This is a genomic window from Agromyces sp. GL_144 (assembly GCF_057834305.1).
In genome coordinates, this window is sequence record NZ_CM174399.1 from 1,436,264 (window position 1) to 1,454,320 (window position 18,057).

At 71.3% G+C, this 18,057-nt stretch carries 17 protein-coding genes and 1 tRNA gene; 6 read left to right on the plus strand and 12 right to left on the minus strand.

Annotated features, from left to right (window positions below):
* Window positions 1–2: 2 nt before the first annotated feature.
* The 5 genes from AC3IPY_RS06415 (at window position 3) to AC3IPY_RS06435 (ending at window position 4,946) form a co-directional block, all read left to right on the plus strand.
* Window positions 3–665, plus strand: a complete 663-nt coding sequence (locus AC3IPY_RS06415; protein ID WP_489187475.1) for a GNAT family N-acetyltransferase — start codon at window positions 3–5, stop codon at window positions 663–665.
* A gap of 51 nt (window positions 666–716) precedes the next feature.
* Window positions 717–1,721, plus strand: coding sequence for a hypothetical protein (locus AC3IPY_RS06420; RefSeq protein WP_489187477.1), 1,005 nt, complete (start codon window positions 717–719; stop codon window positions 1,719–1,721).
* Window positions 1,722–1,779: 58 nt separating this feature from the next.
* Window positions 1,780–1,852 (plus strand) — tRNA-Ala (locus tag AC3IPY_RS06425).
* A 167-nt stretch (window positions 1,853–2,019) separates the two neighbouring features.
* Complete coding sequence (locus AC3IPY_RS06430) at window positions 2,020–3,375, plus strand: DUF1254 domain-containing protein (protein ID WP_489187479.1); 1,356 nt, start codon at window positions 2,020–2,022, stop codon at window positions 3,373–3,375.
* Between the two features lie 53 nt (window positions 3,376–3,428).
* Window positions 3,429–4,946 (plus strand): MFS transporter, encoded by a 1,518-nt coding sequence (locus AC3IPY_RS06435; protein WP_489187481.1) that lies wholly within the window; start codon window positions 3,429–3,431, stop codon window positions 4,944–4,946.
* Between the two features lie 33 nt (window positions 4,947–4,979).
* On the opposite strand, the gene AC3IPY_RS06440 is transcribed toward AC3IPY_RS06435, so the two are convergent.
* From AC3IPY_RS06440 to AC3IPY_RS06455, 4 genes are all read right to left on the minus strand, one after another.
* Entirely contained in the window at window positions 4,980–5,675 is a 696-nt protein-coding gene (locus tag AC3IPY_RS06440) for a DNA alkylation repair protein (RefSeq protein ID WP_489187483.1), read from the minus strand.
* A gap of 38 nt (window positions 5,676–5,713) precedes the next feature.
* Complete coding sequence (locus AC3IPY_RS06445) at window positions 5,714–7,195, minus strand: MFS transporter (RefSeq protein WP_489187485.1); 1,482 nt, start codon at window positions 7,193–7,195, stop codon at window positions 5,714–5,716.
* Window positions 7,196–7,393: 198 nt separating this feature from the next.
* Complete coding sequence (locus tag AC3IPY_RS06450; RefSeq protein ID WP_489187486.1) at window positions 7,394–8,743, minus strand: M20/M25/M40 family metallo-hydrolase; 1,350 nt, start codon at window positions 8,741–8,743, stop codon at window positions 7,394–7,396.
* Between the two features lie 47 nt (window positions 8,744–8,790).
* Complete coding sequence (locus AC3IPY_RS06455) at window positions 8,791–9,465, minus strand: NADPH-dependent F420 reductase (RefSeq protein WP_489187488.1); 675 nt, start codon at window positions 9,463–9,465, stop codon at window positions 8,791–8,793.
* Window positions 9,466–9,653: 188 nt separating this feature from the next.
* Between AC3IPY_RS06455 and AC3IPY_RS06460 the strand changes: the two genes are divergently transcribed.
* Window positions 9,654–10,727, plus strand: coding sequence for an LLM class flavin-dependent oxidoreductase (locus AC3IPY_RS06460; protein ID WP_489187490.1), 1,074 nt, complete (start codon window positions 9,654–9,656; stop codon window positions 10,725–10,727).
* A gap of 3 nt (window positions 10,728–10,730) precedes the next feature.
* On the opposite strand, the gene AC3IPY_RS06465 is transcribed toward AC3IPY_RS06460, so the two are convergent.
* From AC3IPY_RS06465 to AC3IPY_RS06500, 8 genes are all read right to left on the minus strand, one after another.
* Window positions 10,731–11,924, minus strand: a complete 1,194-nt coding sequence (locus AC3IPY_RS06465; RefSeq protein ID WP_489187491.1) for a cation:proton antiporter — start codon at window positions 11,922–11,924, stop codon at window positions 10,731–10,733.
* Between the two features lie 16 nt (window positions 11,925–11,940).
* Window positions 11,941–12,435, minus strand: a complete 495-nt coding sequence (locus tag AC3IPY_RS06470; RefSeq protein WP_489187492.1) for a cation:proton antiporter regulatory subunit — start codon at window positions 12,433–12,435, stop codon at window positions 11,941–11,943.
* A gap of 69 nt (window positions 12,436–12,504) precedes the next feature.
* The gene (locus AC3IPY_RS06475; RefSeq protein WP_489187493.1) at window positions 12,505–13,380 is read right to left on the minus strand and encodes a metal-dependent hydrolase; all 876 of its coding nucleotides are present in this window, start codon (window positions 13,378–13,380) and stop codon (window positions 12,505–12,507) included.
* A gap of 11 nt (window positions 13,381–13,391) precedes the next feature.
* Window positions 13,392–13,568: a hypothetical protein gene (locus tag AC3IPY_RS06480; protein ID WP_489187494.1), complete on the minus strand. Its 177-nt coding sequence runs from the start codon at window positions 13,566–13,568 to the stop codon at window positions 13,392–13,394.
* Between the two features lie 64 nt (window positions 13,569–13,632).
* The gene (locus tag AC3IPY_RS06485) at window positions 13,633–14,796 is read right to left on the minus strand and encodes an acyl-CoA dehydrogenase family protein (protein WP_489187495.1); all 1,164 of its coding nucleotides are present in this window, start codon (window positions 14,794–14,796) and stop codon (window positions 13,633–13,635) included.
* Between the two features lie 9 nt (window positions 14,797–14,805).
* Window positions 14,806–15,774 (minus strand): DUF4349 domain-containing protein, encoded by a 969-nt coding sequence (locus tag AC3IPY_RS06490; RefSeq protein ID WP_489187496.1) that lies wholly within the window; start codon window positions 15,772–15,774, stop codon window positions 14,806–14,808.
* Window positions 15,775–15,970: 196 nt separating this feature from the next.
* A complete protein-coding gene (locus tag AC3IPY_RS06495; RefSeq protein ID WP_489187497.1) occupies window positions 15,971–16,798 on the minus strand; it encodes an aldo/keto reductase in 828 nt (275 codons plus the stop codon).
* 13 nt (window positions 16,799–16,811) lie between these two features.
* Entirely contained in the window at window positions 16,812–18,020 is a 1,209-nt protein-coding gene (locus tag AC3IPY_RS06500) for an MFS transporter (RefSeq protein ID WP_489187499.1), read from the minus strand.
* Window positions 18,021–18,057 lie beyond the last annotated feature (37 nt).

Here is an 18,057-nt window from a genome sequence, read left to right on the forward strand (position 1 = left end):
GCATGTCCGCCGCCGGGATCCCGACCCTGCGCGACGGTGACCTCATCGTGCGCCCCATCCGCGTGCGCGACGCCAAGCAGCTCGAGCGGGTCCTGCTCGAGAACCGGGCCTGGCTCCGGCGCTGGGAGGCGACCTATCCCGGTGGCGGCACCGTCATCGATGCGCGGGCGAGCATCCGCAACCTGCTCGCGCATGCGCGCAACGGCACGGCCCTGCCCTTCCTCATCGAGGTCGACGGCGAGATCGTCGGCCAGCTGAACGTGTCGTCGATCACGCACGGCTCGCTCTCATCGGCCTCTATCGGCTACTGGGTCGCCCAGAGCGCCGCCGGCCGGGGCATCACGCCGACGGCGGTCGCGCTCGCGACCGACCATTGCTTCCGCACGCTGCGCCTGCACCGCATCGAGATCTGCATCCGACCCGAGAACGGTCCGTCGCTGCGCGTGGTCGAGAAGCTCGGCTTCCGCTACGAGGGGCTCCGGCGTCGGTTCATCCACATCGACGGCGCCTGGTGCGATCACTTCGCGTTCGCCCTCGTCGCCGAGGAGGTGCCCGGGGGAGTGCTCCGGCGCTGGCGCGACGGCCGCGCTCCGGCGGAGGCCGCCCGGGTGCACCCCGAGGACCGCGCCGCCGCTGCCCAGCCGCTGCGGGTGTCCGATCGCTGACACGCCCGCCCCGCGTCGTCCCATCCGTGCCGCGTGTCCTAGCGTTGACGCATGGGCGTGATCGGCGGGGGGCTGCTCGTAGCTGTGGCTGCGGCATTGTGGCTCGCGTACCTCATGCCCATCTGGCTGCGTCGTCGCCAGTACATGGCGACCGAGCGCAATGCGGTGCGGCTGCAGCAGACGCTGCGCATCCTCGCCGAGACGGCCGAGACCCCCGAACCCGTCGTGCTCGAGGCGACGGCGAGGCAGGTCGCAGCGCAGCAGCGGGTGCTGCACGAGCAGGAGCGTGCCGCGCGGCTGAGTGCGCAGGCGAGTGAACGACTCGCGATCGCCGAGCGTCGCACCGCGCAGGCGGAGGTCAAGGCTCAGATGCGGGCGGATGCCGCGGCCGAAGCGGTCGCGAACGTCGAACGTCCGAGTGCGTCCGCATCCGCGCCTGGCACGGCGCCCGCGAAGCTCACCGCGCGGATGCTGCGCCGACGCCGCGCACTGTGCTCGCTGGGCCTGCTCGTCGGGCTCGTCACCGCACTCGTCGGTGCCGTGATGCTTGCGTTCGCGTCGTCCACGGCCGCGGTCGCCGTGACGATCGCGGGCGGCGCCCTGGTGCTCGCCGCGTTCGGCGCCCTCGTCGTGCTGGCACGTGCACGGGTCGCGCGGCCGGCGGTCCGCACCGCGGCGCCGACCGTCGCCCAGACGTTCGAACCGGTCGAGCTCGCCGAAGCCGAGACCGCGCCCGAGGGCTGGGTGCCGCAGCCGCTGCCTCGGCCGCTGACGCTCTCGCGTGGAACGATCGCGGCGACGGCGATGGCCTCGATCGAGGCCGCCGCAGAGCTCCAGCGTCTCGCGCAGGAGGCGGAGCGCGCCAAGCGCATCGACGAGATCTCGACGCCGGTTCCGACCATCGCGCCCGCGGCATCCGTGCCCGCGCAGGCCGAGCCCGAGCAGCAGGTGGCCGAGCCCGTCAGCCCCTACGCGGGCATGGGTGTCGTCGGGTCGCCGCAGCGTCGGTTCGACGACCTCGATGCGGTGCTGCGTCGACGCCGTCAGGCGGGCTGAGCCGCGGCATCCGGTGGTCTGAACCACCCTTTCGGAGATGATAGGCTCGTACTCGCTCGGGCCCATGGCGCAGTTGGTAGCGCGTCTCGTTCGCAATGAGAAGGTCGGGGGTTCGAATCCCCCTGGGTCCACTGAACCGAGAAGAAGCGCCCCGTCGTCGGGCGCTTTTCTCGTTTCGTGCTTCAGGAGGATTCCTCTCGGTCGCCCCGCTCTCGCCGGCCGCCATGGCTCCGCCGAGATGCATCGGGCAAAAGCTAGTCTGGAAGGACTGCCCGTACCCGAACGATCGGATTCGCACATGACCGACGCCGAACAGACCAGCACCGACCTCACCGCCCTGGCGACGGAGGCGTACCTGTACGGGTTCCCGCTCGTCTTCAACCTCGACCAGGTGCTGCGGTACGTGCACGAGGGCATCGGCGCGAACCCAGCGGCCCCGTTCAATGCGTTCAGCCACGCCCGCACGATGGCCGGGCCGGCCGACACCTTCGTCACCATCAACAACGACACGGTCTACTCGATGGCGCAGCTCGATCTGAGCGTCGGCGCGTTGCACCTGCACGTGCCCGACACCGCCGGCCGCTACTACGTGCTGCAGTTCGTCGACGCGTGGACGAACAACTTCGCCTATGTCGGCCACCGCGCCACCGGCACGGCCGCCGGCGACTTCCTGCTCGTGCCGCCGGGGTGGGCAGGCGATGCGCCGGCCGGTGCGACCGTGATCGAGTTCCCGACCCGGGTCGCCTCCATCGTCGGACGTTGGGCGTGCAGCGGCGACGACGACCTCGCCGTGGTGACGGCGCTGCAGGACGCCACGACGCTCACGCCGCTCGATCCGGACGCCGAGCCCGCGGGCATCCCGCAGCCCGAGGCATCCGATTCCGAGGCGCTCGTCTTCTTCGACAAGCTGCGCCTGTGGAGCCGGGCGTTCCCCGGCGCCGAGCGCGACCGGCCGCTGCAGCAGAGTCTCGCACCGCTCGGAATCAACGACCCCGAGCACTCCGTCGCAACCGCCGACGCGCAGGTCGCCGAGGCGCTCACCGCGGCATACGCCCGCGGCCAGGAGGTTCTGCAGAAGGTGCTCCACTCGGGCGGCACCAGCCCCGTGGTCAACGGATGGAAGTTGACGTTCCACGCGTTCGACTACAACCTCGACTACTTCCGGGTCGGCGCCCTCGACGACCCCGGCTTCAAGATCACGGACCCGAAGATGCGCATCGTCGAGCGCGCGGCGGCCGCGGCCGGCGGACTCTGGGGCAACCACGCCTACGAGGCGGCGTACATCATGACGTACGTCGACGACCGCGGCGAGCAGCTCACCGGCTCGCGCACGTACACGCTGCACCTGAACCCCACTCCGCCGGTCGGGGCCTTCTGGTCGCTGACCATGTACGACGTGCCGAACTTCTTCATGGTGGCCAACCCGATCGACCGGTACTCGATCGGCGACCGCACGCCCGGCATCGTCTTCGAGCCCGACGGGTCGCTGGTCATCACGATCAGCCACGAGGCACCGACGGATGCCGCGGCCCTCGCGAACTGGCTCCCCGCACCCGCAGGCGACTTCCGCCCCGTGCTGCGCATGTACGAGCCCGAGGCCGAGGTGCTCGACGGCACGTACGAGACTCCCGCGATCACGCGCGTCGATCGGTGACGAGGCGCCACTGACGGGCCCGCAAGTGCTCAGCCGGGCATAGTCTGGCGGGGATGACGCAGCAACCGGCCACCAGGTCCCTCCCCGTCTCCGAGCGGCATCGGTGGCGTGCCTATTGGATCTGCGTGGGCGTCGCGGCCCTCACGATCCTCGACCTGTCGAAGGTGAACGTCGGCCTGCCGTCGATCGAGGCCGCCTTCGATGCATCCGCCACGCAACTGCAGCTCATCGTCGCGGGGTACGTGCTGACGTTCGGGCTCGCGCTCGTTCCCGCGGGCCGCATCGGCGACCAGCGCTCGCGCAAGACGCTCTTCGTCGTGGGGCTCAGCCTGTTCCTCGTCACGAGCCTCGTCGCGGCGCTCGCGCCGAACATCACCGTACTGCTCGTCGCCAGGCTGCTGCAGGGGGTCGGCGCCGGCATCCAGATGCCACAGGTGCTCGGCATGATCCAGGAACTCTTCCGCGGGCCGGAGCGCGGCAAGGCGTTCGGGTTGTTCGGTGCCGTCATCGGCCTCGCGACGGCCTTCGGGCCGACGCTCGGCGGGCTCATGATCGCGATCGGCGGCCCAGAAGACGGCTGGCGCGGCATCTTCCTCATCAACGTGCCGCTCGTCATCATCGCGCTCGTGCTGGCGATCTGGTTCCTCCCGGTCACCCGCCGCCCCTCGGGCGAGCCGCTCTCGCTCGATCCGGTCGGGCTCGTGCTGTTCGCGGTGACGGTGCTCGCCCTCATGTGGCCGTTCCTGTTCACCACGGGTTCCCCGAGCGACAACCCCGCCCGCTGGTGGGTGCTCGTCGTGTTCGTGCTGGCGTTCACGGCGTTCCTCGCGTGGGAACGCCGCTACGCGGCATCCGGCCGGCAACCGCTCGTGCCGCTCACGCTCTTCCGCATCGGATCGTTCCGCAACGGCATCTCGCTCGCGAGCGTGTACTTCGCCGCCATACCGTCGATGTTCCTGCTCACGACGCTGTACCTGCAGGACGGGCTCGGCCTCGAGGCCGTGTACGCGGGCATGGTCAGCATCGGCTTCGCGCTCGTCAGCGCCCTCAGCTCCTGGATCGGCGGCAACCTCGTGAACCGCATCGGGCGCCCGCTCGTGGTCTGGGGCCTCGTGGCGCTGCTCGTCGGCATCGGGCTGCTCGTGCTGCTCGCGATCACCACCCCGGCCGGCGTGACGCCGTGGGCGATGGCCGGGGCGATGGTGATCGCGGGCGCCGGCGGCGGACTCGTCGTCTCGCCGAACCAGACGCTGACGCTCATGGACATCCCGGTGCGCGAGGGCGGTCTCGCCGGTTCGGTCGGGCAGCTCGGGCAGCGCATCGGCACGGCCATCGGCACCGCGGTCACGCTCTCGCTGTTCTACTCGACCATCTACCGCGAGTCGGGCGGAGACCCCGATCTCGCGGTCTACCACCACGCCTATGCGTACGGCATGCTCGCGGTCGCCGTGCTCGTCGCCGCCGCGTTCGGCATCGCCGTGGCCGACCTCGGCTCACGGCGCCGTCGACGTCGCGAGGCCGATGGCGGCGCGGATGACACCGACGACGACGCCGCCACCGGACACGCCTGAGATGTCGCGCCAGGCGCGCCTCGAGCCGGCGAATCAGCCGATCGCGAGCATGCGCGCCCGCTCGGGCTGGTCGTAGTGCTCGACGGCCGCACGTACCGCGACCCGCGGCATCGAGGCTGCGCGGCGCTCGAGGAATGCGGTCAGGCGCGCCCGATCGAGGTCGCCCGCGGATCGGAGCACCCAGCCGAGCGCCTTGGCCACGTACGGCTGCGGGTCGTCGGCGAGTGTCTCGGCGATCGAGAACGCATCGTCGACCTCGCCGCGCCGCAGGAACGCGAACGTCGCGACGAGTGCCGTGCGCCGTTCAGGCCAGAAGCCGGATGCCGCGAGCCGGCCGAGCGGCGCGCGGTCGCGTTCGAGCAGCCAGGCGCCGACGGCATCGCGTGCGGCGAGGTCGACGAGATCCCACTGGTCGATGCGGTCGTGGCGGCGAAGGTAGAGGTCGTAGAGCTCGCCCCGGCGCCCCTCGCCGGTGCGTCGATGGGCGGCGGACTTGCCCATGATGCTGCAGGCGAGCGCCCGCACCTCATGCGTCGGCAGCTCGAGCAGCGCCTCGAGCTCGGCGGAGGGCAGGTCGAGCGCGGTCTTGGCGAGGTCGAAGACGGCGCCCATGCGCACTCCGATGAACGGCGCGGACTCGTCGGGCGGGAAGTAGCGCGTGTACTTCTCGCGCTCGGCCGGGGTCGCCATGCCCTCGAGCGCGGCGATGAGCGTCGCGGCATCCGTCATGGTCGATGCCTCCTCGGGGCGACCGTCGCCCGCAGGGATCAGCGTACGGCGGTGCTCTCCTCGATGTCACCCGTGTCGACCGTGGCATCTGCCGGCGCGTCGACCGGATCGGAGAACGCCAGCTTCGGCACGAGCGCGAGCAGGCCTGCGGCGACGGCGGCCGTGACGCCGCAGATGAGCCAGACCGTCATGTAGCCCGCGAACGATCCGGCCGTGCCGTGCACCGCCTCACCGGCCGTACCGAGCAGGGCGATGCCGAACACGCAGGACGCGATGGCCCCGCCGACGGTCTTGACCGAGTTCGTGAGGCCGGTGGCGACACCCGTCTGCGTGGGCGGTGCCGCCGCCGCGGCCGCGGCCGGGAGTGCGGCGACCAGGGCGCCCGAGCCGATGCCGACGACGATCATGTTCGTGAGCACCTGCCCGTAGCCGTCGTGGAACGGCAGGAACAGCAGGAAGCCCACGGCGACCATCGTGCTCGCGCCGATGAGCGTCACGCGAGGCGTGAGCCTGCGGGCGAAGACTGGGAACAGCATCGCGCCGACGACCATCGACAGCACGTAGGAACCGATGAGGAGCGAGGTCTGGAAGCTCGTGGCACCGAGGCCGTAGCCGACGGTGCTCGGATCGGTGCGCGCGAACGTCGAGAGCGGCGCCTGCGCGCCGAGGACGCTGACACCGAACAGGCCCGCCGTGAGGAAGACCGGCCACAGCATCGGAGAGCGGAACATGCGCACGTCGATGAGCGGGTCGGGGTGGCGCAGCTCGTACCGGGCGAACGGCCAGATGAGCAGGGCGCCGAGGGCGACGAGGCCCCAGCTCAGCAGGTCGTCGGGGCCGTTCAGGCGCATGAAGCTGAGCCCGCCGGTGAGGGAGAGCAGCGAGAGCGAGATGAGCACGAGGCCGCCGGTGTCGAGCGTGCCGCCCGTGAGGTCGGGCGACTCCTTCACCCCGAACAGCACGACGAAGAAGCAGACGGTGACCGCGACCGCGGGGACCAGGAGCAGCACGGTCATCGGCAGCACCTCGGCGAGTGCGCCGGCCGAGAGCGCGCCGGCGATGGCGCCGAGTTCGAGCGAGGCCACGAGCAGGCCCGCGGCGGTGCGGGTCATGGCCGCCGGACTCGCGGACCCTCGGCTGCGCGACCAGATGAGGGCGATCTCGAGGGGGAGCCACACCACGTAGAAGCCCTGCAGCGCCCACGCCACGAGGAAGACCCAGAACTGGTCGGTGAAGGCGAGCGAGATGGAGGCGATCGCCGTGATCGCCGTGGACCACACGAGCATGCGCTTGTGGCCGACCATGTCGCCGAGCTTGGCGAAGGCCGGCACGACGAGCGCGGACAGCATGAGCTGGGTGCCCTCGAGCCAGTTGACGTCGGCGTCGTGGATGCCGAGGTTGCGGGCGATGTCGGTGAGCAGGGGCGTGTAGTAGCCCTGGATGATGCCGCTCGTGAACTCCACGAACGCGAGGAATCCGACGATCGCGGCGACCGGGCCGAGCCTCGTGGCACGCGACATCGGGACTCCTTCGGGTTGGGGTGGAATCACCCTAAACCTTCGTGCGGGCGCTTCAGGGTCGTCTCGGGCGCCCGCAGATCACGCTTCGATCACGGCGGATCACGCTTCGATCACGACGACAGGAGGAGCAGCCGCGGATGCCGCGAGCCCGGCTTCGATCGAGCGCCGGCCGTGTCGAGGCATCCGTCGTTCGGGCCATCAGACTCCGGATGCCGCGAGCCGTTCGATGAGCGACCGGTGGAAGCGTTCGCCGCGCTCGAGGCTGTCGAACGTGACGGACTCGTCGACGCCGTGGATCGCCGCGCGCTGCGCGGCCGTCATGGCCAGTGGCGCGAAGCGGAACACGGACGGCGAGTACCGGTGGAACCAGCGCGAGTCGGTCGCCGCCATGACGAGGTACGGTGCGGTGATCGCCTCGGGGTAGGACGCGGCGACGGCGGCCTCGATCGCCTGGAACGCAGGGCCGTCGGTCGCCGATTCGGGCGACGGGTCGTTGCCGTCGAGCACGGTCACGCTCACGTGCCGGTCGCGGATGACGCGGCGCACCCGGGCGGCGGTGCCCTCGACGGTCTCGCCCGGGGCGATGCGCAGGTTCAGCACGGCGGCCGCCTGCGCCGGCAGCACGTTGTGCGCGGTGCCGCCCTCGAGCATCGTGGCCGCGACGGTCGTGTGCACGATGGCCGCCGGCTCGCCCCCGAGCTTCGCGAACACGCGCGCGGTGACCCACGGCATCGCCGTGAGCGCGCGGAGCAGCAGCCGCGGGCCGCCCTTCGTGTGCGGTGTGAAGCTCTTCAGCATGGCCCTCGCCGAGGCCGGCACGCGCTTCGGGAACGGGTTCGGGTGCAGCCGGTGCACGGCGCGCGCGATGCGGTCGGTCGGGGTGTCGCGCGGCGGCGCCGACGCGTGCCCGCCCTTGCTCGAGGCCTCGAGCCGAAGCGACACGATGCCCTTCTCGCCGACGCCGATCATCGCCGACGGCAGCGAGACGAACGGGAACGGGGCGTCGACGACCGCACCGCCCTCGTCGAGCACGAGCCAGGGCGTGATGCCGCGCTCGTGGAAGAGGTCGGCGATCGCCTTGCCGGCGCTGCCGTGGTCCTCTTCATTGCCGCCGAACGAGAGGTACACGTCGCGCGCGGGCGTGAACCCGTCGGCGAGCAGGTTCTCGACGGCCTCGAGCAGCACGAGCATCGGGCCCTTGTCGTCGAGCGTGCCACGCCCCCAGACGGAGCCGTCGTGGATGCGGCCCTCGAAGGGCGGGAAGCTCCAACCGTCGGCCTCGACCGCGGGCACGACGTCGTAGTGCGCCATGAGCACGACGGGGTCGGCATCGCCCAGGCTGCGCCAGCGGAACAGCAGGCCGAGCGGATGCGGCTGCTCGAACTCGAGGTGTTCGTGCACGAGCGGGTAGAGCTCGGCGAGCAGGTCGCGGAACGCGTCGAAGTCGGCCATGCCGCGTTCGTCGAGCTCGGCCGAGACCGTCGGAAGCTGCACCATGCGGGAGAGGCGCTCGGGCGCGCCGGCGCGGACGGTGGGGGAGTCGGGCATGCGAACCAGCGTACGACGGCCGGGCGGCGGGTCGTGACGTCGACCGCTCAGGCCGCCAGGTGCGCGCCGACCTTCTCGGGGTCGGGCAGGACGAGGGCGCTCAGCTCCGCGGCGCCGAGCTCGCGACCGAACGCCGGGTGCCCGGGCTCGAGGGCGCGTCCGTTGGCGAGCGGCCCGCCGTCGACGGGGTCGAAGCCGAGGTCGTCGATGATGCGGGCGAGCACGGCGCGTGCCTCGGCGTCGTCGCCGACGACGGCCATGGCGCGTCGCAGGGGAGACCCGGCGTCCATGCTGTCGTCCTCCATCTCGTGGTAGCCGACGTGATTGAGCGACTTCACGACGCGTGCGGCCGGGTTGCGGGCCGCCATGATCTCGCTCGTCGAGCGTTCGTCGGCATCGATCTCGTCGATGTGCCCGTCGACCGGGGGCCAGTAGTTCATGGCGTCGACCACGATGCGACCGTCGAACGCCGACCAGGGTACGGATGGGGCCTTGCCGAACGGCACCGCGAGGATGATGACGTCGGCCTGTGCGACGAGCTCGTCGGGCGTGCCCACACGCGCGCCGGGCGCGACGACCGACACGAGCAACGCGAGCGCGGTCTGACGCGGCGAGCCCGCCATGATGACGTCGTAGCCGGACCCCACGAGCAGGCGGGCGAGGGCGGTGCCCACCTTGCCCGCTCCGAAGATGCCGATCGTCGGCCGGTCTGCCACGTGCATGCCTCCATTCTCGCGCCTCGCCCCGGGCGACCGCCGGGGATCCATGCATGCGCATCAGAGTCAACGGACCGAGCGGATGCCGCATTCCCGGCCACCCGGGGAATAGCCTCGGTTCGAGACGGGTTGACGCCTGTGACCAGACCTATGCGAATGCATACGAATACGCGGAATCAGAAGGCGGGAAGAGCATGACCCAGTACGAGTTCGGCGTCGACACGTTCGGCGACGTCACCCTCGACGCCGACGGCGTGAAGCTGTCGCACGCGCAGGTGCTGCGCAACGTGGTCGAGGAGGGCGTGCTCGCCGATCGGCTCGGGCTCGACTTCTTCGGGGTCGGCGAGCACCACCGCCACGAGTTCGCGGTCTCCGCGCCCGAGGTCGTGCTCGCGGCGATCGCGGCCCGCACGGAGCGCATCCACCTCGGTTCCGCCGTCACGGTGCTGAGCAGCGACGACCCGGTGCGGGTGTTCCAGCGCTTCGCGACGCTCGACGGACTCTCGAACGGGCGCGCCGAGGTGATCCTCGGACGGGGTTCGTTCATCGAGTCGTTCCCGCTCTTCGGCTACGACCTGAACCAGTACCAGGAGCTCTTCGAGGAGAAGCTCAACCTGTTCGCCGCGCTGCTGCCGCAGGAGCCGGTCACCTGGTCGGGTGAACTGCGCCCGGCGCTCGAGAACCAGCTCGTGTTCCCGCCGGTCGAGCACGGCCGCCTCAAGACCTGGGTGGGCGTCGGCGGCAGCCCCGAGTCGGTCATCCGCGCCGCGCATTACGGGCTCCCGCTCGTGCTCGCGATCATCGGCGGCAGCGCGGCCAGGTTCGCGCCGCTCGCCGATCTCTACCGACGCGCGCTCGACCAGTTCGGCCAGGCGCCGCAGCCCATCGCGATGCACTCGCCCGGCTTCATCGCCGACTCCGACGCGCAGGCGCTCGACACGCTCTGGCCGAACTACGAGGCCATGATGAACAAGATCGGCGCCGAGCGCGGCTGGGGTCCGACGAGCCGGGCGCATTTCGAGGACGAGGCGGCCGGCGGTGCGCTCTACGCGGGCGAGCCCGAGCGCGTGGCCCAGCGCATCGCCGATGCGCTGCGCGTCACCGGCGCGACGCGGTTCGACCTCAAGGTCTCCAACGGCGGCCTCTCGCACGAGGCGATCATGGGCAGCATCGAGCGCTACGCGACGCAGGTCGTGCCGCGCGTGCGCGAGCTCCTCGCCGACGACGAGACCGCGGCAGACGAGGTCGGCACGACGACGGGGCCGTAGCCCTCAGCTCGGCGTGACGGGGGCGGATGCCCGCGCGGTGCGGCGCACGAGCGCGCGGAACCACGCGGCATCCGGAAGCCTCGCGAGGAACGTGCCCGCGATGATCGTGATGAGCACGTAGCTCGTCGCGAGGGAGGCGAGCTCGGGGGCTGCGCCCGAGGCGACCGCGATGCCCGCGATGACGATCGAGAACTCGCCGCGCGGCGCGAGCGTGAACCCGGCACGCCACTGACCGAGCGTGCCGACGCCGGCCCTGCGGGCGGCGAACGCTCCGGTGACGACCTTCGTGGCGATGGTGACGACGGCGAGCAGCGCCGCCGGGAGCACCATCGTCCACAGCTCGGAGGAGTCGGAGGTGATGCCGAAGAACACGAAGAACGTGGCTGCGAACAGGTCTCGGAGCGGGGTCAGCACCCGGCTCGCATTCGCGGCCACGCGGCCCGAGAGGGCGATGCCGACGAGGAACGCGCCGACCGCGGAGGACACGTTCACCTGGGCGGCGAGGCCCGCGACGAGCATCGTGAGCCCGAGCACGCCGAGCAGCAGCGGCTCGTACTGGTCGGCCGGGAACAGGCGCGAGATGAGATGCCCGTGACGGAGGGCGACGAACAGGATGACGCACACCACGCCGACGGCGATGCCGACGCCGATGGCGCCCTGCAGGATGGTCGCGCCGACCGCGAGCGCCGAGAGCACCGGCAGGTAGAACGCCATCGCGAGGTCTTCGATCACGAGCACGCCGAGCAGCGCCGGCGTCTCGCGGTTGGAGAGGCGGCCGAGGTCGCGCAGCAGCGTGGCGACCACGCCGGAGGACGAGACCCACGTGACACCGGCGAGCGCGACCGCGGCGAGCGGGCCCCAGCCGAGCATGAGCGCGAGCAGTGCGCCCGGAACGGCGTTCAGCAGGGCGTCGAGGATTCCCGCGGCCCGCGTGGACTTCAGGCTGTCGAAGAGCTCGTTCGCGGTGTACTCGAGCCCGAGCAGGGCGAGCAGCAGGATGACGCCGATCTCGGAACCGGCCTGGAGGAACTCGGCGCTCGCGTCGAGCGGCACGATGCCGCCGTTGCCGAATGCGAGGCCGATGACGAGGTAGAAGGGGATGGGGGACATGCCGATGCGCGCCGCGAGGCGCCCGGCAAGGCTCATGATGAGCAGGAGTGCGCCGACTTCGATCAGCAGCAGGGTGGTGTCGTGCATCGGCGGCGCCCGGCGATCAGTCGGGGCCGTTGGCGAGCAGCTTGGCTACTCCGTCGAGTCCTTCTCGTGTTCCGACGACGACGATGACGTCGCCCGCCCGCAGGTTCTCGGACGGCGTCGGGGAAGGGATGATGCCGCCGTCGCGCACGATCGCCACGATCGAGGCGTGCGTGCGGGTTCGGGCCTTCGTGTCGCCGAGGGTGCGATTCAGGTACGGCGAATCGGTCGGCAGGGCGATCTGCTCGGTGTACAGGCCGGCGGTCTCGTCGCTGAGACTCGTGAGCCGGCTCAGCATGACCGAGGCGCCGAGCACGTCGGCGAGCGCCGCCGCCTCGTCGTCGTTCAGCTGGACCGAGTCACGGCACGCGTCGGGATCGTCGCGGTCGAAGACGCCGAGATCGCGCTCGCCGTCGCGGTGCGAGACGACGCTGATGCGCCGCCCACCTTCAGTGATGAGGTCGTGACGCACGCCGATGCCCGGCAGGTCGACCTTCTCGATGCGAATACCCACAGCGGATATCGTAACCCCGCTGACGCGCCTGCCGTCCGCCTGCGGTCGACGCGTCGGACGGCGATGCGATCAGCCAGTGACGCGGGTGCGCATCTCGAGCACCGGCGTGCCGGCGTCGTCGAGGATCAGCAGTTCGATGCTCGCCTGCCCGAGCTCGCCGAGCGAGCCGACATGGGTGCCGCCGCACGGGATCGTCGCCGTGCCGACGGGCAACTCGGCGACCCACCTGCGCCGGTCGGTGAGCCGGTCGCCGTCGCGGTCGATGTGCACGGGGGAACCCGCGGCGATCCAGCCGCCGACGGTCGCCGAGACGGTCTGCGCGAGTGCGTCGAGATCGTCGTCGAGCAGGCCGGCCACGTCGAATCCGGCGCGGCGCAGCGACTTGTTGAGCCGGTAGCGGTCGAGCGAGCCGCCGGGTTCGATGCGGCTCGAGGCGATGGCGGAGCCGTCGAAGTCGGGGTTCTCGAGCGCGTCGGGGCGGGCGGGCTTGGACCACCGCGACGCGAGCGCGAGATTCAGGGCGAGGGATGCCGCGTGGCAGGCCGTGTGCCCGAGCGACAGGGCGCGGCGCGCCGCGGAATCTGCCGTGATGACGACCTCGTCGCCCTCGGCGATCGAGGCCGTGTCGTCGACGAGATGCGCGACGAGGAACGCCCAGCCCTCGGTGCCCTTGCGTACCGGGATGTCGGCGCCGAGGTGCAGCGTCGTGCCGTCGGTCGCCGCGACGACCGCGTCGCGCACGGGGAGTTCGGCGTCGCCGGCCTCGATGACGCCCGTGTCGGCCGGCTGGTCGGGCCAGGCTGCGTCGACGGGGTGGAAGCACGTGGCGTCGGTGACGACCGCGAGCAGGCCGTCGCCGGCGGCCTCGACGTGCAGCACCTTCGCGCGCTGCGCGAGCTCACCGACGGGGTAGGAGACGCGGGTGTCCTGCTGGGGGAGCGTCATCGCCCGGGCGCTCAGGCCTTGTCGCTGCGGCCGAGGATGTTCATCGGGATCGCGACGGCCAATGCCACGCAGAGGATGCCGGCGAAGAACACGATCGCCTCGAACCCGGCGATGTGCGTGGCGCTGCCCATCAGCCACATGCCGAAGACGAAGATTGCCATCGAAATGATGAACGCGATGCCGCTCATGCCTCAACTCCCAAGATCTGGCGGCACCCGGCCGCCGCTGACCCAGCCAGTCTAGCGAGCGGCGTCAGTCGGGGACGACTCCGAGCCATGCGTTCGCGACGGTCGCGTGCGCCGACTCGTCGTCGGACGGGTGGAAGACACCCGCGAGCACGTCGCGGTACAGGCGCCCGACCTCTGAGCCGGCGAAGTAGCTCGACCCGCCCGAGACGCGCACGGCCTGGTCGACGACCTGCTTCGCGGTCTCGGTCGAGCGGATCTTCACGCCGACGAGCTTCGCGAACCACTTCGATCCGTGGTCGACGAGCCCGTCGAGGTCGCGCGCGACGGCGAGCAGTTGCGGTTCGAGGGCGTCCTGCGCCAGCGCGGCATCCGCGATGCGCCAGCGGATGTCGGGATCATGCGCGTACGGCGCACCGTCGCGCTTCATCGAGGTGCGGCGGTGCGCGGCGGCCACGGCGAGGTCGAGCGCCCGTGCGCCGATGCCGGCGTAGACGGAGGCGAGCAGGAGCTCGAAGCTCGCGAAGATGCCGAACACCAGGGGGTCGGCATTGGGGCCGGGGTCGAGCCGGCGCACGATGCGGTCGGGCGCGGCGTACGCGCCGTCGAGCACGGTGGTGCGGCTCTGGCTGGCACGCATGCCGAGCGTGTTCCAGTCGTCGAGGATCTTGACGTCGGGGTCTTCACGGTCGATGAAGCCGTACACGAGCTTGGGGCCGTCGGCCGAGGCCTCGTCGAGGCCGATCGTGCCGAGCCGCGTCCAGGCCGGTGAGAGCGAGGTGAAGATCTTGCGGCCGGTGTACCGGTAGCCGCCGTCGGGCTGCGGGTCGGCCAGCGTGCGGGAGCCGAACAGCATGAGGTCGTTGCCGGCCTCGCTGATGCCGAACCCGAACACCTCGCCGGCGCCCGCCTCGCGCTGCAGGAACTCGAGGGAGTCGTCGCCGCGGTCGGCGAGGATCTTCGCGACCGCGGTCCACACGAGGTGCATGTTGACCGCCAGCGCGGTCGCCGGTGCCGCGCCCGCGAGGCGCATCTGGGCACGCACGGCGTCGTCGAGGCCCCAGCCGAGCCCGCCGAGGCGGGTCGGCACGAGGACGCGGAGGTAGCCGATCTCGCGGAGCTCGGCCAGGTCCTCGTCGAAGAAGGCGTTCTCGCGGTCGTAGCGCTCGGCGCGTTCGCGGAAGCGTGCGAGCAGGTCGTCGGTGAGCAGTGCTTCAGGCGTCGTGGTCACGTCGCCAGATTACGCCTGGGGAGGGTGCTCGTCGTCGGGTCGAGCCGCCGGCGCTCCGACCTGCTCTCCTGCCTGCGCGCCCTGCGCGGAGGGGCGGCGCGCGCCGCGCACGAGTCGCACGATGCCGAGCACGATCGCGACGACCACGGCGGCCGCGAGCACCCACGGCAGCACGACGCCGAGGGCGACGCCGAGCCACCCGAGGAACCAGACGAGCCCGGTCCATCCGGCGACGAGCCCGCCCCAGAAGCCGTCGGGCGCCGGGGAGGGTGCGACCTCCGCGGTGCGCAGTTCGACCGAGAGCGTCGAGTAGGCGATCTGGTCGTCGAGCTGGTCGCGCTGCTGCGTGAGCCCGTCGAGCTCGCCCTGCCGCGTCGTCAGCTCGGACTCGATCGCGATGAGGTCGCCGATGTCGGCCGCCTCCGCGAGCAGGGCCTTCATGCGGGTGACCGACGCGGTGAGGGCGCCGATGCGGGCGTCGAGGTCCTGGTGCTGCTGCGTCACGTCCGTCGCGTCGAGCTGCACCGAGGTGACGTCGCCGAGCTCGCGGAGCTCGTCGAGCACGTCGTCGAGGGCGTCGGCCGGAATGCGGAGCAGGAGCGAGGCCGAGGCCGGTTCGGTGGCGGTGCCCGGGCGTTCGGTGCGGGCGTCGACGCGCCCGTCGGCCTGCTCGGTGAGCTTCACGGCCTCGGCCGCGGCATCCACCGGATCCTCGACGGTGATCGCGACCCAGCCGGTGGTGACGACGCTGCGGTCGACGTCGGGGGCTTGCGCGGCGTCGCCGCCGGCGGCACCCTCGACGGCGCCGTCGAACGCGACCTCGCCATGCATCTGCTCGGGGGCGACGGCGGTCGAATCGCTGCCGCCGGCGCCCATGCTGCAGCCGGCGAGCAGGGCTGCGGCGGTGAGGGCGACGGCCGTTGCGGCCGCGAATCTGCGGTGGACGCGGGGCGAGGTGCTGCGCTGCTGGGCTCTCATGCGCTCACGGTAGCGTCGGGCACGAGGTCGATGTCTGGGCCCCGGCTGGGAGTGCGATCACGATCGAATTGCGGTTCGCTGGGAGTCGCCGAGCGGCCCCAACGAACCCGGTTCGCCGCTCGTTCACAAACCCGGGATCGTTCGCGGAATCAGCCCGACGAACCGCCTCCGCCGTTCGTCAGGCGGCTGCGCCCCATCAGTCCAGATCGGGGTCGCGCCCGGTGCGCTCGCCGGACTCGAGGGCGGCGATCGCCGCGACATCCGCCTCGTCGAGCGCGAAGCCGAACACGTCGAGGTTCTCGCGGATGCGCGCGGGCGAGGACGCCTTCGGAATGGCGATGACGCCCTGCTGCACGTGCCAGCGCAGCACGATCTGGGCCGGCGAGCGATCGTGCTTCGCGGCGAGGCGCGCGAGGGTCGGGTCGCCGAGCACCCGTCCGCGTGCGAGCGGCGACCACGCCTCGACACGGATGCCGCGTGCCGCATGATCTTCACGCAGTTCGCGTTGCGGCAGCCACGGGTGCAGCTCGACCTGGTTGAGCACGGGAGCGACGCCGGTCTCGGCGATGATGCGGTCGACGTGGTGCACGTGGAAGTTCGCGACCCCGATCGAGCGCACGCGTCCCTCGGCCTGCAGACGGATCAGCGCACGCCAGGTGTCGACGTAGAGGTCGGTCGACGGCACGGGCCAGTGGATGAGGTAGAGGTCGAGCGCGTCGAGCCCGAAGCGCGCCATCGAGGCGTCGAACGCGCGCAGCGTCGAATCGTATCCGTTGTCGTCCATCCAGACCTTGCTCGTGACGAAGAGCTCGTCGCGCGCGACGCCCGACTCGCGCACGGCGCGCCCGACCTCGGCCTCGTTCGCGTAGAACGCGGCGGTGTCCAGATGCCGGTACCCGGCCTCGATGGCCGCGAGCGCCAGCCCCGCGGCATCCGCTGCAGGCACCTTGTAGAGCCCGAACCCGAGCTGCGGGATGCGCGCGCCGTCGGCGAGGTCGAGGAGCGGTGCGGGTTGCGAGGTCATCTGTTCGCTCCGATCAGCTCGGCTGCAGCGGTACGGGCTCGGTGTCGGGGATCGGGCTCGCGTCGCGGCCGCGCAGGTCTGGGTGCCAGCGGCGGCCGAACGTCGGCACGAGCACGCCGACGAAGGCGAAGGCCGCGGCGATCCAGAACGCGCCCTGTGCGCCGTAGCCGTCGATGAAGAAGCCGGCGAGCGCGGATCCGAGCGCGGCGCCGATGAGCTGGCCGGTGCCGACCCAGCCGTAGGCCTCGGCGGTGTCGGAGAACTTCACGCTCGACGAGACGATCGAGAAGAGCACCGCCAGCGCCGGGGCGATGCCGATGCCCGCGACGAAGAGCGTGATCGAGAGCCACCAGAAGTCCATGACGAACGCGGCCAGCGCCATGCCCGCGAAGACGATGAACATGCGGCGGGCGGTGGCCCACGGCCCGATCGGGATGTGGCCGAACAGCAGGCCGCCGGCGAGGCTGCCGACCGAGAAGATCGCGAGCACGAGTCCGGCCTCCGGGCCGCCGTGTCCGAACACGGCGACGACACCGGCCTCGACCGCGGCGCAGGCGCCGATGAGGAGGAATCCGACGACGGTCGCGAGCAGCACCGCCGGCCGGGTGAGCACCACGCCGAACTTGCGCTTGGAGCGCGGGATGCGCACGCGGCCGAGCTCGGGCGAGCTGATGAACCACGCGCCGCCGCCGACCATGAGCACGGCGGCCAGCATGATCGCCCAGATCGTGCCGACCTGCGTCGCGACGAGCGTCGTGATGACCGGCCCGACGACCCAGATGATCTCCTGCGCCGAGGCGTCGAGCGAGAAGAGCGGGGTCAGCTGGCGCGAGTTGACCATCTTCGGGTAGATCGTGCGCACGGCGGGCTGCACGGGCGGCGTCGCGAGGCCGGTGACGAACCCGACGAGCATGTACATGGGCACGCTCAGCGGCAGCACCCCGATCGAGACGATGCCGATGACGCACACGATGGTCGTCAGGATGAGCACCGGTCGCATGCCGAGACGGCCCATGAGCCGGCTCGTGAGCGGGCCGGCGATGGCCTGGCCGATCGAGGTCGCCGCCAGCACGAGGCCCGCCGAGCCGTAGGAGCCGGTCTCGCGTTCGATGTGCAGCAGGAACGCGAGCGAGAGCATGCCCGACGGGAAGCGTGCGGTGAGCTGGGCGGCGATGATGCGAGCGACGCCCGAGGTTTTCAGAAGGTCGGTGTAGCTTCCCACGGTGGCACCACTCTATCGATCCGGATGCCGCGAATGG

Coding starts and splice junctions, on each gene's coding strand:
- AC3IPY_RS06415 (WP_489187475.1), top strand. CDS start 3: ATGTCCGCCGCCGGGATCCCGACCCTGCGCGACGGTGACCTCATCGTG.
- AC3IPY_RS06420 (WP_489187477.1), top strand. CDS start 717: ATGGGCGTGATCGGCGGGGGGCTGCTCGTAGCTGTGGCTGCGGCATTG.
- AC3IPY_RS06430 (WP_489187479.1), top strand. CDS start 2,020: ATGACCGACGCCGAACAGACCAGCACCGACCTCACCGCCCTGGCGACG.
- AC3IPY_RS06435 (WP_489187481.1), top strand. CDS start 3,429: ATGACGCAGCAACCGGCCACCAGGTCCCTCCCCGTCTCCGAGCGGCAT.
- AC3IPY_RS06440 (WP_489187483.1), bottom strand. CDS start 5,675: ATGACGGATGCCGCGACGCTCATCGCCGCGCTCGAGGGCATGGCGACC.
- AC3IPY_RS06445 (WP_489187485.1), bottom strand. CDS start 7,195: ATGTCGCGTGCCACGAGGCTCGGCCCGGTCGCCGCGATCGTCGGATTC.
- AC3IPY_RS06450 (WP_489187486.1), bottom strand. CDS start 8,743: ATGCCCGACTCCCCCACCGTCCGCGCCGGCGCGCCCGAGCGCCTCTCC.
- AC3IPY_RS06455 (WP_489187488.1), bottom strand. CDS start 9,465: ATGCACGTGGCAGACCGGCCGACGATCGGCATCTTCGGAGCGGGCAAG.
- AC3IPY_RS06460 (WP_489187490.1), top strand. CDS start 9,654: ATGACCCAGTACGAGTTCGGCGTCGACACGTTCGGCGACGTCACCCTC.
- AC3IPY_RS06465 (WP_489187491.1), bottom strand. CDS start 11,924: ATGCACGACACCACCCTGCTGCTGATCGAAGTCGGCGCACTCCTGCTC.
- AC3IPY_RS06475 (WP_489187493.1), bottom strand. CDS start 13,380: ATGACGCTCCCCCAGCAGGACACCCGCGTCTCCTACCCCGTCGGTGAG.
- AC3IPY_RS06480 (WP_489187494.1), bottom strand. CDS start 13,568: ATGAGCGGCATCGCGTTCATCATTTCGATGGCAATCTTCGTCTTCGGC.
- AC3IPY_RS06490 (WP_489187496.1), bottom strand. CDS start 15,774: ATGAGAGCCCAGCAGCGCAGCACCTCGCCCCGCGTCCACCGCAGATTC.
- AC3IPY_RS06495 (WP_489187497.1), bottom strand. CDS start 16,798: ATGACCTCGCAACCCGCACCGCTCCTCGACCTCGCCGACGGCGCGCGC.